The organism is Halomonas sp. BC04 (assembly GCF_000568385.1).
Genome location: NZ_AZQX01000416.1, coordinates 1 through 13,998, shown reverse-complemented (window position 1 = coordinate 13,998; position 13,998 = coordinate 1). Strand labels below are relative to the sequence as shown.

Sequence of the window (13,998 nt, the reverse complement as noted above, 5' to 3'; positions counted from 1 at the left end):
CAGCCAGGATCGCCACCCCCTCACCCCTGACCTGATCACGCGCTTCCTGTGCGGCCTCACCACGCCGCTGCTCACCCGGCTCAAGGCGCGGCGACTGGCCGGCTTCGGGGCGCTGGAAGCCCACCACTACGCCGAAGTGCGCGACCTGGTGGCCCGCTCGGCCCTGGTCTCTTCTTCCTGATTTGCCGACGCTAACTTTCGATGCCGATACCGTGGCGCTTGAGTTTATTCGCAATGGTGGTGTGCGAAACCCCCAGGCGCTTGGCCAGCTGGCGGCTGGAAGGGTGATGCGGATAGAGCGTCGACAGCACCCGCCGCTCCACTTCGCCGAGGATGTCGGCCAGGGTGCCGTCCAGGTCCATGCCGGAAAGCCCCGGCGCCTCCCCCACATCCGGCAGGCGCAGGTGGGAGGCTCGATGGCCTCGCCTTCGCAGAGCGACACCGCCTGGAACAGCACGTTCTCCAGCTGGCGCACATTGCCCGGCCAATGGTAGGCGGATAGCCGGGCCAATGCCGCCGGCGACAGCGACGGTGCGCGACAGCCGATCTGGCGGGCGGCCCGGTCGATGAAGTGGTTGGCCATCGCTTCGATGCCGTCCAGGCACTCCCGCAGCGGCGGCACCGCCAGCGACAGCACGTTGAGGCGATGGTAGAGATCATGGCGAAAGTGCCCCTCCGCACAGAGCCGGGGCAGGTCCTGCTGGGTGGCACAGATCACCCGCACGTCCAGGTAGGTCTCCTCGTCGCTACCCACCCGGCGAAAGCCGCCATCCTGCAGGAAGCGCAGCAGCTTGACCTGCAAACGAGGCTCATCTCGCCCACCTCGTCAAGGAAGATGGTGCCCCCCGCGGTGAGCTCCAGCAGCCCCAGCTTGCCTTCGGGGCGCGCCCTTCGAAGCACCCGGGGCATAACCGAACAGCTCGGTTTCGGCCATGGATTCCGGCAGGCCGGCGCAGTTCAGCGCCATGAACGGCGCCTGGCCCCGGGAGCTGGCCAGGTGACAGGCCCGGGCCAGCAGCTCCTTGCCAGTGCCGGTCTCGCCCTGGATCAGCAACGGCGCCTCCAGCGGTGCCATGCGACGGGCCTCGCGAATCAGCGATGCCAGCCTGGGGCTGGCCTGGAACAGCGCATCGAAGCCCCGCAGCTCCTGGCGTTGGACCTGGTAGATCCGCTCGCCAATGCGGTCGACGCTGTGCAGGGTCACCACCGCACCGGCCAGAGACGCCACGTCATCGAGATGCTCCCGGTGCAGGGGGGCAATATCGGCGAGGAAAGTGGCGTCGCGCAGCTTGATGCGCAGCCCATTGACCCGGGCGTTGTTGCGGCGAATCAATGCCGGCAGGTCGACGTCGGGCAGGTAGCGATTCAACGACAGGCCCGGCACCTCGTCGATGCGCACCCCGAGCAGCTGGCCGGCGGCACGGTTGGCCGCCACGATATGCCCCTCCATGTCGATGGACATCACCGGGTCGGAGAGTGACGACAGCAGCGCATCGAGTTCCAGGTGACGGCGTTCGCTGGGCATCAGGTTGACCCGGCGGACGCCAAACACGCCGGGCACGGCCTCCAGGACAGGCTTGAGGGTCGCCAGTTGGGCGTTGAGCAGGTTGGGCACATGCAGGTAGATGGCGTTGCCGTGCTCGCCACCCACCTCGCCCCGCGCCACGTTGAGCCCGTAGTCAACGAAGTGCGACACGATGTCGCGCAGAATGCCGATGCGATTCTGGCAGTGGAACCTCAGTCTCATCAGGAGTACTCGAATCAGAAACGGCCGAATGGTGGTAATGGCAGAGACGGCGGGAAAAAGACGTCAAGCCACCGTGACTCTAACGTCAAGATAACGTGACACCCACGCGACCTCAATCCAGCCTGTCCGGGACTTTCCCTTCAGAAGGCTGCTGGCCAATTCTGTTGTAAGGTTTTCTTTACGATATCGCCGACGCATGACTGAGCGGTGAGGTGTAACGCAGGCGCTTTCCGGCGGCGTACCTGTCTAGACTCGAAGCCATCCAAGGCACGTACAAGACAGTCGCATAAAGACAATCACAAACCGCCAGCGGAGATCCCATGACATCATCCAACGCCTATCTCAGCGATGTCGCCAGCAAAACCGGCTATCGCGCACGCCTGCCCGACGAGAATGGACATATCGCCTGGTCGGAGCAGGACAACGCCACCTGGCAGACCTTGATGCAACGCCAGCTCGGCATGATCGAGGGGCGCGTATGCCAGGAGTATCTCGATGGCCTCGAGCGACTCGCCCTGCCGGAAGACCGGATACCGCAGCTCGGCGAAATCGACCGGGTTCTCAAGGCCAGCACCGGTTGGGAAACCGCCCAGGTGCCGGCGCTGATCCCCTTCGACACCTTCTTCGCCCTGCTCGCCAGCCAGCGCTTCCCGGTGGCCACCTTCATCCGCAGCCCGGAAGAGCTGGATTACCTCAAGGAGCCGGACATCTTCCACGAGATCTTCGGCCACTGCCCCATGCTCACCAACCCGGCCTTCGCCGAGTTCACCGCTACCTATGGTCGGCTTGGCCTGGCGGCATCGCCCAAGGAGCGGGTCTACCTGGCACGCCTCTACTGGATGACCGTGGAGTTCGGACTGGTCGATACGCCGGTGGGACGACGCATCTATGGCGGCGGCATCATCTCCTCGCCCAAGGAGACCCTGCATGCCCTGTCGGAGACGCCGGTACATGCACCTTTCGACCCGGTCGAAGCGCTGCGCACGCCCTACCGCATCGATATCCTGCAGCCGCTCTACTACGTGCTTGACGACCTCAAGACACTGCACGACCTTTCCCGGAAGGACATCATGGGCATGGTGCAGGAAGCCATGGCCCTGGGGCTGCACGAGCCGCTCTTCGAGCCGGCCCCCAAACGTGCCAAGGCCTGATGGACAACAATCCCCCGACGACGACAAGGAGGCGACATGAGCCAACTATCCGAACAGCAGTGTGAGGCCTGTAGCTGGGATGCACCCCATGTGAGTGATGAAGAGATCCAGGCCTACCTTCGCGATATCCCTGAGTGGGAAATCGTCGAACGCGACGGCGTGAAGCAGCTCGAGCGCGTGTTCAAGTTCCGCAACTTCAAGCAGGCACTGGCATTCACCAACCGGGTCGGAGAGATCGCCGAAGAGGTGGGCCATCACCCCGCCCTGCTCACCGAATGGGGCAAGGTCACCGTGACCTGGTGGTCCCATGAAATGAAGGGCCTGCACAAGAACGATTTCATTTTGGCGGCCAGGACCGACGAAGCCGCCACCGAATAAGGGAATACTGCACCAATACCTAAGCCCTGAGCTCCTTGCGCTTAGTGCCGGTTCAGACCACGCCCGACCCGCCGGCTGGCGGAGTCGGGCGACTTTGTAAGCCTTCTCCCCTCATCTCGGCAAGGCGTTTTCCCACAGACGACGGCGAAAATGACGACCATGATAATCGGCTTTTTCTTACAAAGAAAAACGTCATGTGCCGACCCCACCATCGCGTTCTTTCTTATAGCTTTTAACGGGACACCGCCCGGTGTCAGAAACTTCCAACACGGAGAAGAAGAATCATGAAAGGTAACCTTCATGGTGCGGCGATCGGCCTGATTCTGTGCGTGCTGCTGGCCATGGCCTCCGCGGCCCAGGCCCAGGAAGTGGCCCCCATCAATGTCAACACGGCGGATGCCGAGCTACTGGCTGAACTCCCGGGTGTAGGACCCAGCCGGGCCGAAGCCATCATCGAGGAGCGCGAGACCAACGGTCTCTTCGAGAGTGCCGACGACCTAACCCGGGTCAGCGGCATCGGGCCGGCGACGGTGGAGGCCTTCCGCGACCAGGTCGAATTCTGACCCCGTGAAACGCGACGAGGCCGGCGGTATTCACCGCCGGCCTCGTGGTTCAGATCACTTCCTTCTTATCGACACGCCATTCACTCAGAGGCGCAAGCCACCGTCGCATTCGATGACGCGACCGGTGAAATAGTCATTCTCGAAGATGAACGACACGCTCTGGGCGATGTGGTCCGGGTCGCCGAGGCGCTTCAGCGGAACGCCGGCGGTCAGCTTCTCGAGCATGTCCTCGCGCATCGAAGCCGTCATGTCGGTCTCGATGAAGCCCGGGGCCACGGCGCCCACGCGTATGCCGTAGCGCGCCAGCTCCTTTGCCCAGGTGGTCGTCAACGAGACCACGGCAGCCTTGGCGGCAGCGTAGTTGCTCTGGCCCATGTTGCCGGCCCGCGAGATACTGGAGATATTGACGATCACCCCTTCGTGACCCGCCTCGACCATCTGCGCGGCGGCTTCGCGCCCGCACAGGAAGACGCCGGTCAGGTTGACGTCGATGACCTGCTGCCACGCCTGCAGCGACATGGTCTTTTCGACCCTGCCGTCCTTGGCCTTGACCAACAGCGCGTCGCGCAGGATGCCTGCATTGTTGACCAGGCCGCTGACTGGCCCAAGGGATCCGGCCACATCGCTGAAGGCCTGCTTCACGGAGTCCTCATCGGCCACATTGACCCTGTAAGCCCCGGCCTTGATGCCTTCGCCATGCAGAGCGGATACCGCATGGTCGAGCGCATCGGAATCCATGTCGAGCAATGCCAGGATGGCGCCCTGCTTGCCCAGGCGACGCGCCATGGCGAAGCCGAGACCGCGGGCTCCACCGGTGATGGCAATGACTGTCTTGTCCAGTTTCATAGGCTTCCTCAGAATATTGTGGCAACGGCACCAGCGCCGCTACATCGCTTAATTCCGCTCTCCTGCTTATTTCGGCCGCATGAGCAGGAAGCTTTAATGCCACATTAGCATCTTTGTGCATTGCAGCAAACAATAGCCCGCTATCAACTGCCCACCATCCCTGACATCACGATTGCTCGCCATGGTTGATTTTCCCGTATCTGCCCCCATCCTTTCGGCAACCGACCCTCCCGGAGCCGTCATGCCTTTTCTGCTTATCTTCACCCTCTTTGCCCTGCTCGATTTCGTCATCCTGTTTTCCGTGGGCAGTAACATCGGCCTGTTGACCACGCTGGCACTGGTGCTCGGCACCGGCTTTGTCGGGCTTTACCTGATCCGTCGGGAAGGCACCGCCGCCCTCGCCCGCGCCCGGCAGCGCATGGAGCAGGGTGAGCTGCCCTCAAGCGAACTGCTCACCGGCGCGGCCCTGATCTTTGGCGGCGCCCTGCTGCTGGCCCCCGGCTTTCTCTCCGACGCACTGGGCTTTCTTTGCGTGATTCCCGGGGCCAGGCGTCTGCTCGCCAGGCTGCTGGCCATCGCCAATGTTCGCCTGCAGATCCTCGCTGCGCGCCGCAGTGGAAACAGGCAAGGAGAGTCCGACGACTGGCAGCAGGCTCGCGGCGAACAGGCAGGCAAGGAAGGGACCCGCCGCCCGGGCCAGGGCGATGACGAAGACGGGCCATTGGAGGGAGATTTCATCAGCCGTGACGAGACGAGTCGATAAGTCGCTGTGTCAATCAGACTCATTGCATAAAAAAATTTCGTGCTGGCCCTTGAAAGGAAATTGCCCGACCCCATTTCACGGTCAGCACCAGGCTTCGGTGTCGAGCAGGGCTCGACACCTTCGACAAGGAAGGCGTCCCTCGCCTCCACCTTCCAGATGACTGGAAGGGTGAAGATGAACCGCCATGTGTTGAATCATGGCACTGCAAACCATCAGGAGAACGTGAGCAATGAACATCCGTCCCTTGCACGATCGCGTCGTCGTCCGTCGCGTTGAAGAAGAGCAAAAAACCGCTGGCGGCATCGTGCTTCCGGGCAATGCCCAGGAAAAGCCGACTCGTGGCGAAGTACTCGCCGTCGGTAACGGCCGGATTCTCGACAGCGGCGATGTCCGCCCGCTGGACGTCAAGGTCGGCGATACCGTGATCTTCAAAGAAGGCTTCGGCGTAGAGAAGCAGAAGATCGATGGTGAAGAAGTCCTGATCATGAGCGAGTCCGATATCCTCGCCGTTGTCGAAGGCTGAGCCGCTCCTGCTCTTACCTCCTTTTCCATACGACGTTCACGAACTCACAGGAAGTAGCGAAAAATGACAGCGAAACAAATCAAGTTCTCCGACGACGCCCGCAAGCGCATGGCCCGTGGCGTTGACATCCTGGCCAATGCCGTAAAAGCCACTCTGGGCCCGAAGGGTCGTAACGTGGTTATCGAGAAGTCCTTCGGAGCACCGACCGTGACCAAGGATGGCGTCTCCGTCGCCAAGGAAATCGAACTCAAGGACCGGTTCGAGAACATGGGCGCGCAGATGGTCAAGGAAGTGGCTTCCAAGACCTCCGACGTCGCCGGTGACGGCACCACCACCGCCACCGTGCTGGCCCAGTCCATCGTGACCGAGGGCATGAAGGGCGTGACCGCGGGCATGAACCCGATGGACCTGAAGCGCGGCATCGACCAGGCCATCATCGCAGCGGTCAAGGAAATCAAGAACCTGGCCGTGCCCTGCACCGAGCGCAAGTCCATCGCCCAGGTCGGCACCATCTCCGCCAACGGCGACGCTCGCATCGGCGAGATCATTGCCGAAGCGATGGAAAAGGTCGGCAAGGAAGGCGTCATCACCGTCGACGAAGGCCGTGGCCTGGAAGACGAGCTGGAAGTGGTCGAAGGCATGCAGTTCGATCGCGGCTACCTGTCGCCCTACTTCGTGACCAACCAGGACACCATGGCGGTCGAGCTGGAAGACCCCTACCTGCTGCTGGTCGACAAGAAGATCTCCAACATCCGCGAGCTGCTGCCGGTGCTGGAAGCCGTTGCCAAGGCCGGCAAGCCGCTGGCCATCATCGCCGAGGACATCGAAGGCGAAGCACTGGCCACCCTGGTGGTCAACACCATGCGCGGCATCGTCAAGGTGGCTGCCGCCAAGGCGCCCGGCTTCGGTGACCGTCGCAAGGCCATGCTGCAGGATATCGCCATCCTGACCAACGGCACCGTGATCTCCGAGGAAGTGGGTCTGACCCTCGAGCAGGCCACGCTGGATCACCTGGGCAGCGCCAAGCGCATCACCATGTCCAAGGAAAACACCACCATCATCGATGGTGACGGTGGCGAGGGTGATATCGAAGCCCGCGTCAACCAGATCCGCGCCCAGATCGAGGACACCTCCTCCGACTACGATCGCGAGAAGCTCCAGGAGCGCGTCGCCAAGCTGGCCGGCGGCGTTGCCGTCATCCGCGTCGGTGCCGCCACTGAAGTGGAAATGAAGGAGAAGAAGGCTCGCGTCGAAGACGCCCTGCACTCCACTCGCGCCGCCGTCGAGGAAGGCGTCGTGCCTGGCGGTGGTACCGCGCTGGTTCGCGTACTGACCAAGATCAAGGACCTCCAGGGCGACAACGTCGACCAGACCCACGGTATCGCCATCGCCATGCGCGCCATGGAGTCACCGCTGCGTCAGATCGTGACCAACGCCGGCCAGGAAGCCTCCGTGATCCTCAACGAGGTGAAGGCAGGCGAAGGCAACTTCGGCTACAACGCCCAGACCGGCGAGTACGGCGACCTGTTCGAAATGGGTGTCCTCGACCCGGCCAAGGTGACCCGCTCTGCCCTGCAGTCCGCTGGCTCCGTGGCAGGCCTGATGATCACCACCGAGTGCATGATCGCCGACGATCCGGAAGAGAAGGACTCCGCTCCGGACATGGGCGGCATGGGTGGTATGGGTGGCATGGGCGGCATGATGTAAGCAGCCAACCACCCCTATCATCCTTTTGAAATCAATGCTTTACAGATCAATGTAGGCATAGATGTAGGAAGGAATGTAGGAAGATTGTAGGAAGGTCTGGAAATGGTTTTCAAGACCACCAGGCCTCTCCTGAAGAGCTTCCTGCCCTGCTAAACGAAACCCCCGGTCATGGGAATGTAGGAAGCCTACTCCCAGCCACCGGGGGTTTTCTTTTGGTGGGTACCTGGCCAGCTAACCCCGCAACGCACGTCCACAGGATCTGCACACGGAATTTGACTGTCAGTAAAATTACAGCTACTCTTGTTCTCAGGCTGGGTGTACCACCCAGGTGCTCTTTAAACGTGTTGATTTACCTCGATTGAGCTTGCAAGCGGACCAACCTTGTTGGTCAACCCGGGAGTTGTTCACCTAGGGTTCACTTGCCGCACAGCGACCCGGCTGCTCGGTGTCTCAGATAGCCGATAGTCAGCAGTCTTGTACGGCGGGAGGCTCCTTTAACAAGGAGCTGAACGGTGGTTTGCTGGAGCATCTACGCGTTCCTTATCGGCTCAATTGCTTGACGGCGGGGCAATTACGCCCGATGAGAGACGAGGTATTTCCGATGAATACTGCACGTTTAACCAAGACTGTCGACCTGCTCAAGCAGGTGCGGTCGGAGATGCACGACGACGTAGATGCTCGCGTTACAGATGGACTGGATGAGGCGATTACGATTCTGGAGGAGGCACTGACTGCCGATCCAAAGCCAGCAAGGGCGGCTGCCGCCCTGGCCAAGCTCGGTGAGGCCTTGAAGTACCTTCCCGTGATCAAGGCGCTTTTTGAGGACTTGATGTGACACAGCAAACCACTACTTTAAGATTTCCGATTGGTTGCGAGACATGAATATTGGATACGCAATCAAGCTGTGCCGCCAGCAGCGTAAGCTGACTCAAGGAGAGTTGGCCAAACGTGCTGGCGTGTCAGTTTCCTATCTATCACTCCTTGAGCGAGGTGAAAGGTCAGATCCGGGCCTGTCATCGCTGGAGAGTATTGCCAAAGGGCTGGAGGTTCCGATGACCCTGCTGCTCTTTCTCGCTGCCGAAGAAGAAGACCTGAAAGGCTTTACTCCAGAGCTGAAGGAAAAGCTCTCTGCCGCTGCCCTGAATCTGATGAGAGAGTCAGCTTGATGCGCGTCTCGCCTGAGCTGACGCCGACTTACCCTCACAATCCGATTGTGGATCCTGAGCTCCTTGCGCGTTTACTGAACACTCCGCTTCCCAAGCTGGAGGCAATCGCCGAGACAGCGTCTGCTTCTTACCGGCCTGTTCCTCAGGAGAAGAAGGATGGCAGCCTTCGGATGACCTACGATGCGTACCCAGACCTGAAACGTGTACAGCATCAGATCGTCCAGAAGATTCTCCACAAAGTTCGCTTCCCCCGTTACCTGCATGGCGGTATCAAGGATACCGAGTTCCCAAGAGACCACGTATCGAATGCGGCCCTGCATACGGGCGCAGCGATTCTGATACTGGACGACATTGCGGACTTCTACCCATCGCTGGATAGCAAACTGGTGTTCACGGTCTGGCTACGCTTCTTTGGATTCTCTCCTGAAGTAGCGGAGCTTCTGACCACACTGACAACGCGGAAGGGGTCTATACCGCAAGGGGCCAAGACGAGCAGCTACCTAGCAAATCTCGCATTCTGGGACCGAGAGGCGCAACTGGTAGAAGATCTGAAGGCGATGGGCCTGACATACTCTCGTTTCGTCGACGATGTGACTTATTCATCGCGCCACCGGATTCCTGACAGCACGATTGGCGAGGCTAGGGCCAAGGTCTACCGGATGCTGACCTCAAAGGGGTGTCGGCCCAAGCGCTCCAAGAGTCATGTCTGCCGCAAGGGGAGAAAGCTGGAAGTCACGGGGCTGGTAACTGCCGGGCGCACTCCTGCCATCAGTAAGGACGAGCGAAACAGGATCCGCTCTGCAGTCCGCCACTTGGAGAAGGCAGTCGGCAGAGAAGGAATGACACCCGAAAACCGCAAAGCCTGGGACAGCGCCAAGGGACGAGTTGGAAGGCTAGTCCGTCTGAAACACTCCGAGGCGCGGAAGCTGGCCCAGCGTCTGGATGCAATTATCTGAGCTGAGCATCCTCTCATCTCACTATATCCGCCAGCAGTGCAATCAGCTCTTTCCCCTTCGGCGTCAACCTCACGATCTTCCTCCTGCGTTCTGCGGGATCCTCCTCTGCTTCGACCAGCCCCAACCCCGGCTTACCGTGCCTGTCTTGGTCAGACAATAGCGTAACGTTCCGAGAGCATGATGCTTGGCTTAACCCTGTCTTCTTGATCAACCCTCCCATGGTGATTTCCGGCTGGATGGCCACTTCCAGCAGCACATGGATGGATTGCGCCTGGATCTCCGATTGCACTGCCCGAATCTCTGCGATGCAACGTGCCAGACGCCTCACGGCCAGCTTGTCGTAGTGTGCCGGGATGGGTGAGTTGGTGGTGCCCGCTGCAAGGTCTATCGTGGAGTCGTTCACCAGTCATCACTCCCTGAACTCTTTAGGCACCGGACTCCCCGGCTGAATCCGGTTCATGTGGAGGCCAGTGGTGTTCCAAGCCAACTCCCCTACTCTCGGCAACCTGATATAGATGTCGCCCCAGTAGAGGTGGATGACGAGCCCCATGATGGCTATCCCCACTCCCCATGTTCCCGCTGTGATCTTCATGAAACCGCCTCGCTGCGTTCACCGTCTGTGTGGCTGATGTCTGAATAGAAGCAGGTTACCCACAAATAATCATTTATATCAATGTCTTATATTCACTAACACATCAATTGCGGGGATGGATCACAGTTCAGATGTAGTATTGACTGACATGCACCACCTCAGCCCGTGTAGTAAGGTGGCGACATGTAACTATCCTGAAGAACACTGCAACACGAACCGGAGCAAGACCTTGGTCAATGGAGACGTAGGAAAGCGGCTGTGGGCAGCTGCTGACCAGCTATGGGCTAACACCGGCCTGAAGCCCGCTGAGTTTTCGGCCCCCGTGCTGGGGCTGATCTTCCTCAAGTACGCTGACAGGAAGTACGCCATTGCCGAGGAGAAGCTGGGGCCGGTGGGGTCCGGTGGCCGCCGCAAGGTGAGCAAGGCCGACTATCTGGCAGAGGGCGTGATCTTCCTCCCCGAGACTGCCCGCTTCTCCTACCTGCAGTCGCTCACCGAGGGCGACAACATCGGCAAGGCCATCAACGATGCCATGAAGGACATCGAGGAGGAGAACACCGACCTCAAGGGTGCCCTGCCGCGTAACTACACGCGCCTGGAGAACTGGGTGCTGCAGGAGCTGCTCAAGCTCATCGGCCCGGTGGATCTGTCAGGGGACGCCTTCGGCAAGGTCTACGAGTACTTCCTGGGCAACTTCGCCTCAAGGAGGGCCAGAAGGGCGGCGTCTTCTACACCCCCGAGTCCATCGTGAAGCTGATCGTTGAGATCATCGAGCCGTACCAAGGACGCATTTTCGACCCGGCCTGTGGCTCCGGCGGCATGTTCGTCCACTCGGCGAACTTCGTAGAGCGCCACCACAAAACGGCCATGGATGAGATCTCGGTCTTCGGCACCGAGAAGGATCAGACCACCGTCAACCTCAACAAGATGAACCTGGCGGTGCACGGCCTATCTGGTGATGTGCGGGTCTCCAACACCTACTACGAAGATCCCCACCATTCGGTCTACAAGAACGGTGACGGCTTCTTCGACTTCGTGATGGCCAACCCCCCGTTCAACGTCTCGGGGGTGGACAAGGAGCGCCTGGAGGGTGATCCCCGGTTCCCCTACGGGATGCCCAGGACCGACAACGCCAACTACCTCTGGATCCAGCTCTTCTACGCAGCCTTGAAGCCTACCGGGCGGGCTGGCTTCGTCATGGCCAACTCGGCGGGTGATGCCCGAGGCAGCGAACAGGTGATCCGCCAGAAGCTGATCGAGTCCGGTGCCGTGGATGTGATCGTCTCAGTGGGGCCGAATTTCTTCTACACCGTCACTCTGCCTTGCACCCTGTGGTTCTTCGACCGTGCCAAGGCCGAGACCGAGCGCGGTGACAAGGTGCTGTTCGTCGATGCCCGCCACCTCTACCGCCAGATCGACCGAGCCCATCGCGATTGGCTGCCGGAGCAGGTCGAGTTCCTGGCCAACATCGTGCGCCTCTACCGTGGTGAAGCTGTGGAGCTGGATCAGGGCAGTGAGTCGCTGCTGGCCGAGAAGGGGCTGGCTGAGGGCTACGCGGATATCCCTGGCCTGTGCAAAGTGGCGACTCGGGAGGAGATGGAGGCGCAGGGCTGGTCGCTGAATCCTGGACGTTATGTGGGTGCAGCGGCGAGAGAAACTGAGGATGTGGACTTTACGGAGCGGCTGGAGGAGCTGGCTGAGGAACTGGAGGTGTTGAACTCCGAGGCGAGAGAACTGGAAGCCTCTATATCTCGCAACATTGCAAGTGTCCTTGAGGTACCCGCATGACTTCAGAGCGCGTTGCTTATAAATTGGATCAACTAGATACCATCTCTCCTAACCGGCTACAAACTGCCCATTAGGTGGTTTGTGGCCGATATGCGGTTTGCGTCTTGAGGACTCCGTAGGCGATGTGGATCAGCTTTCGCATCGCCGCCCCCAAGGCCGCCATCTTGCTCTTGCCGTTTCCTGTCAGCCGCTGGTAGAGCGCAGAAATATCCGGGTTTCGATTCAGTCCTACTACGGCCGCCATGTACAGACTCTGACGCAGCTTCGGATTGCCGGCTTTCGACAAACGGGGCCGCCCTCGCACGGAGCTACCGGATTCCCAACTCACGGGCACGAGTCCAGCAAAGGCGGCAGCCTGCCGGGCGCTCTCGAAAGCGCGACTACGTAGCATCGCCAATAGTCGGAGTGATACCGCTGGGCCAACGCCTGGGATCGTTTGCAGCAAGTCACGGTCCTGCTTCAAGCCAGGGTGTTGGTCGAGATGATCATCGATCTGTTGCTGGAGACGATCCCGCTCGCGCGTCAATGCCAGCAGGATGTCATCGATGGAGCGCAGGATATCGGTTGCCATGGCGAACTCGGCTTTCTCACGCCGGTTGCGCTCGCGGCAGATGTCTTTGTCCAGGGCATCAAGGCGCGCTGCCAGTGCCTTGAGCTTGCGTACTTCCTCGGGCTCTGGCTGCCAGCGTCCAGGCTGTTGAGTCGCGCCATACCGTGCCAGCACCACACTGTCTTTCTTGTCCGTTTTGCCGCGTACTCCCAGGCTGCGGGAGAAGTCGCGTACTTGGGCAGGATTGAGGACGTAGACCTGGATGCCAGCGGCGTGTAACCAATACGCGAGCGTTTCGTGATAAATGCCCGTCGCTTCCATCAGAATGTGCAGTCGATCACGCGGCTCGCCTGTCTGGTGCTCAAGCCACTCCAGCAAGTGAGGGAAGTCTTGCCGGCGGTTAGCAAATACTCGTGTCTTGACCTTGCCGGTGGCCACATCGCGCAGCCAGGCACAATCGAGCTTCTGCTTGCTGACGTCGATACCAATCACTGCCATGCTCTCGTCGCCTTTCCTTGTTCGTTCAGCCTCACTCCAATTGGGGAGGGGCTTGGATACCATTCAAGCTATCGAGATAGAGGGCATCAGGGGGCATAATCTAAGTGCCAGGCTGTAACGCCTCAGGCTTTGTGGATGCTCACCCTGATGCCAAGGCCTGCTGGTAGCTAATCAACAAGCCCGGAGAGACACAAGGCTTTGTCCGAAAAGTGCCTGCGCTCGGCCATACGGCGTTAAAAATCGGCTCAAAGTACTCATTTACAACCCGTAAACTCCGTCTTTTCACCGATTATTGCCTTGTCTGACCATCGCTCGTCGACTTTTCAGACAGAGCCTAGGGGTGTGCATGGGGCGCAAGACGCCCTTTCCGATCGTGCTGCTCCAGCCTATGCCTTCCCGGGCACGCCACTTGCCCAAAAGAGGCATCGACATACCTGTGAGAGACAAAAGACCGACACGGCCTATCGCAGCACCCCTTCCGTCTCGAGCAGCTTCAAGATCGCCTCGGCGCCCTGCTCCGCCGAGACGCCCTCCAATACCTGGCCACTGCCACCCTCCGCCTTGGCGGCGGCGGCCTTGAAGCGATCCCGGGCCGAAGCAGCCTTGACGATCTTCAACCGCTTGGGCCGTTTGCGGGCCGGCGTCAGTTGCCACTCGGCCAGCTCGCGATCGGGGTCTGCGGCAACCGGCGTGACCTCGACCTCAGCCCGACGAGCCGGGCCGAAGGCGCTCTGGCGCGCCGCCGGTGCCGCAGCATCCACACTGACGAT

The 13,998-nt window shown here is 60.4% G+C and carries 16 protein-coding genes and 2 pseudogenes; 11 read left to right on the top strand and 7 right to left on the bottom strand.

Annotated elements, in window-relative coordinates:
- Positions 1-191: 191 nt before the first annotated feature.
- The gene (locus Q427_RS36620; protein WP_331280723.1) at positions 192-362 is read right to left on the bottom strand and encodes a TyrR/PhhR family helix-turn-helix DNA-binding protein; all 171 of its coding nucleotides are present in this window, start codon (positions 360-362) and stop codon (positions 192-194) included.
- A gap of 107 nt (positions 363-469) precedes the next feature.
- Positions 470-1,450, bottom strand: a pseudogene (locus Q427_RS36615) (sigma 54-interacting transcriptional regulator); the annotation flags it as partial.
- 617 nt (positions 1,451-2,067) lie between these two features.
- Here Q427_RS36615 and phhA point away from each other — a divergent pair.
- From phhA to Q427_RS27575, 3 genes are all read left to right on the top strand, one after another.
- The gene (phhA, locus tag Q427_RS27585; protein WP_051496780.1) at positions 2,068-2,898 is read left to right on the top strand and encodes a phenylalanine 4-monooxygenase; all 831 of its coding nucleotides are present in this window, start codon (positions 2,068-2,070) and stop codon (positions 2,896-2,898) included.
- A 36-nt stretch (positions 2,899-2,934) separates the two neighbouring features.
- Positions 2,935-3,276 (top strand): 4a-hydroxytetrahydrobiopterin dehydratase, encoded by a 342-nt coding sequence (locus Q427_RS27580; RefSeq protein WP_043518772.1) that lies wholly within the window; start codon positions 2,935-2,937, stop codon positions 3,274-3,276.
- Between the two features lie 341 nt (positions 3,277-3,617).
- The gene (locus Q427_RS27575) at positions 3,618-3,839 is read left to right on the top strand and encodes a ComEA family DNA-binding protein (protein ID WP_442905598.1); all 222 of its coding nucleotides are present in this window, start codon (positions 3,618-3,620) and stop codon (positions 3,837-3,839) included.
- Between the two features lie 84 nt (positions 3,840-3,923).
- On the opposite strand, the gene Q427_RS27570 is transcribed toward Q427_RS27575, so the two are convergent.
- Complete coding sequence (locus Q427_RS27570) at positions 3,924-4,685, bottom strand: SDR family oxidoreductase (protein WP_043518770.1); 762 nt, start codon at positions 4,683-4,685, stop codon at positions 3,924-3,926.
- A 241-nt stretch (positions 4,686-4,926) separates the two neighbouring features.
- Between Q427_RS27570 and Q427_RS27565 the strand changes: the two genes are divergently transcribed.
- The 6 genes from Q427_RS27565 (at position 4,927) to Q427_RS27540 (ending at position 9,800) form a co-directional block, all read left to right on the top strand.
- Complete coding sequence (locus Q427_RS27565) at positions 4,927-5,448, top strand: FxsA family protein (RefSeq protein ID WP_043518769.1); 522 nt, start codon at positions 4,927-4,929, stop codon at positions 5,446-5,448.
- A gap of 229 nt (positions 5,449-5,677) precedes the next feature.
- Entirely contained in the window at positions 5,678-5,971 is a 294-nt protein-coding gene (locus Q427_RS27560; RefSeq protein WP_043518768.1) for a co-chaperone GroES, read from the top strand.
- A 63-nt stretch (positions 5,972-6,034) separates the two neighbouring features.
- Positions 6,035-7,678, top strand: coding sequence for a chaperonin GroEL (groL, locus tag Q427_RS27555; protein WP_043518767.1), 1,644 nt, complete (start codon positions 6,035-6,037; stop codon positions 7,676-7,678).
- Between the two features lie 601 nt (positions 7,679-8,279).
- Positions 8,280-8,513, top strand: coding sequence for a hypothetical protein (locus Q427_RS27550; protein WP_155833723.1), 234 nt, complete (start codon positions 8,280-8,282; stop codon positions 8,511-8,513).
- 43 nt (positions 8,514-8,556) lie between these two features.
- Positions 8,557-8,844, top strand: coding sequence for a helix-turn-helix domain-containing protein (locus Q427_RS30795; protein WP_043518765.1), 288 nt, complete (start codon positions 8,557-8,559; stop codon positions 8,842-8,844).
- Entirely contained in the window at positions 8,844-9,800 is a 957-nt protein-coding gene (locus Q427_RS27540) for a reverse transcriptase family protein (RefSeq protein WP_081786245.1), read from the top strand. The genes Q427_RS30795 and Q427_RS27540 overlap by 1 nt, the downstream gene beginning before the upstream one ends.
- A 13-nt stretch (positions 9,801-9,813) precedes the next feature.
- Here Q427_RS27540 and Q427_RS27535 read toward each other — a convergent pair whose 3' ends face one another.
- On the bottom strand, positions 9,814-10,203 hold the full coding sequence (locus Q427_RS27535; protein ID WP_197030854.1) for a MarR family winged helix-turn-helix transcriptional regulator: 390 nt from the start codon (positions 10,201-10,203) through the stop codon (positions 9,814-9,816).
- A gap of 6 nt (positions 10,204-10,209) precedes the next feature.
- Positions 10,210-10,392, bottom strand: coding sequence for a hypothetical protein (locus Q427_RS27530; RefSeq protein ID WP_043518764.1), 183 nt, complete (start codon positions 10,390-10,392; stop codon positions 10,210-10,212).
- Between the two features lie 229 nt (positions 10,393-10,621).
- On the opposite strand from Q427_RS27530, the gene Q427_RS32890 reads away from it, so the two are divergent.
- A complete protein-coding gene (locus Q427_RS32890; RefSeq protein ID WP_197030853.1) occupies positions 10,622-11,143 on the top strand; it encodes a type I restriction-modification system subunit M N-terminal domain-containing protein in 522 nt (173 codons plus the stop codon).
- On the top strand, positions 11,140-12,180 hold the full coding sequence (locus tag Q427_RS27525; RefSeq protein WP_197030852.1) for an HsdM family class I SAM-dependent methyltransferase: 1,041 nt from the start codon (positions 11,140-11,142) through the stop codon (positions 12,178-12,180). Before Q427_RS32890 ends, Q427_RS27525 begins: the two co-directional genes overlap by 4 nt.
- Positions 12,181-12,250: 70 nt before the next feature.
- Here Q427_RS27525 and Q427_RS27520 read toward each other — a convergent pair whose 3' ends face one another.
- Both Q427_RS27520 and Q427_RS32885 read right to left on the bottom strand, forming a co-directional pair.
- On the bottom strand, positions 12,251-13,228 hold the full coding sequence (locus tag Q427_RS27520; protein WP_043518763.1) for an IS110 family transposase: 978 nt from the start codon (positions 13,226-13,228) through the stop codon (positions 12,251-12,253).
- Positions 13,229-13,689: 461 nt separating this feature from the next.
- Positions 13,690-13,998: pseudogene (locus Q427_RS32885) on the bottom strand (electron transfer flavoprotein subunit beta); the annotation flags it as partial.

Excerpts from the sequence above, each read along its gene's own strand:
- Q427_RS36620 (WP_331280723.1), bottom strand. The coding sequence starts at position 362 with ATGGACCTGGACGGCACCCTGGCCGACATCCTCGGCGAAGTGGAGCGG.
- phhA (WP_051496780.1), top strand. The coding sequence starts at position 2,068 with ATGACATCATCCAACGCCTATCTCAGCGATGTCGCCAGCAAAACCGGC.
- Q427_RS27580 (WP_043518772.1), top strand. The coding sequence starts at position 2,935 with ATGAGCCAACTATCCGAACAGCAGTGTGAGGCCTGTAGCTGGGATGCA.
- Q427_RS27575 (WP_442905598.1), top strand. The coding sequence starts at position 3,618 with ATGGCCTCCGCGGCCCAGGCCCAGGAAGTGGCCCCCATCAATGTCAAC.
- Q427_RS27570 (WP_043518770.1), bottom strand. The coding sequence starts at position 4,685 with ATGAAACTGGACAAGACAGTCATTGCCATCACCGGTGGAGCCCGCGGT.
- Q427_RS27565 (WP_043518769.1), top strand. The coding sequence starts at position 4,927 with ATGCCTTTTCTGCTTATCTTCACCCTCTTTGCCCTGCTCGATTTCGTC.
- Q427_RS27560 (WP_043518768.1), top strand. The coding sequence starts at position 5,678 with ATGAACATCCGTCCCTTGCACGATCGCGTCGTCGTCCGTCGCGTTGAA.
- groL (WP_043518767.1), top strand. The coding sequence starts at position 6,035 with ATGACAGCGAAACAAATCAAGTTCTCCGACGACGCCCGCAAGCGCATG.
- Q427_RS27550 (WP_155833723.1), top strand. The coding sequence starts at position 8,280 with ATGAATACTGCACGTTTAACCAAGACTGTCGACCTGCTCAAGCAGGTG.
- Q427_RS30795 (WP_043518765.1), top strand. The coding sequence starts at position 8,557 with ATGAATATTGGATACGCAATCAAGCTGTGCCGCCAGCAGCGTAAGCTG.
- Q427_RS27540 (WP_081786245.1), top strand. The coding sequence starts at position 8,844 with ATGCGCGTCTCGCCTGAGCTGACGCCGACTTACCCTCACAATCCGATT.
- Q427_RS27530 (WP_043518764.1), bottom strand. The coding sequence starts at position 10,392 with ATGAAGATCACAGCGGGAACATGGGGAGTGGGGATAGCCATCATGGGG.
- Q427_RS27520 (WP_043518763.1), bottom strand. The coding sequence starts at position 13,228 with ATGGCAGTGATTGGTATCGACGTCAGCAAGCAGAAGCTCGATTGTGCC.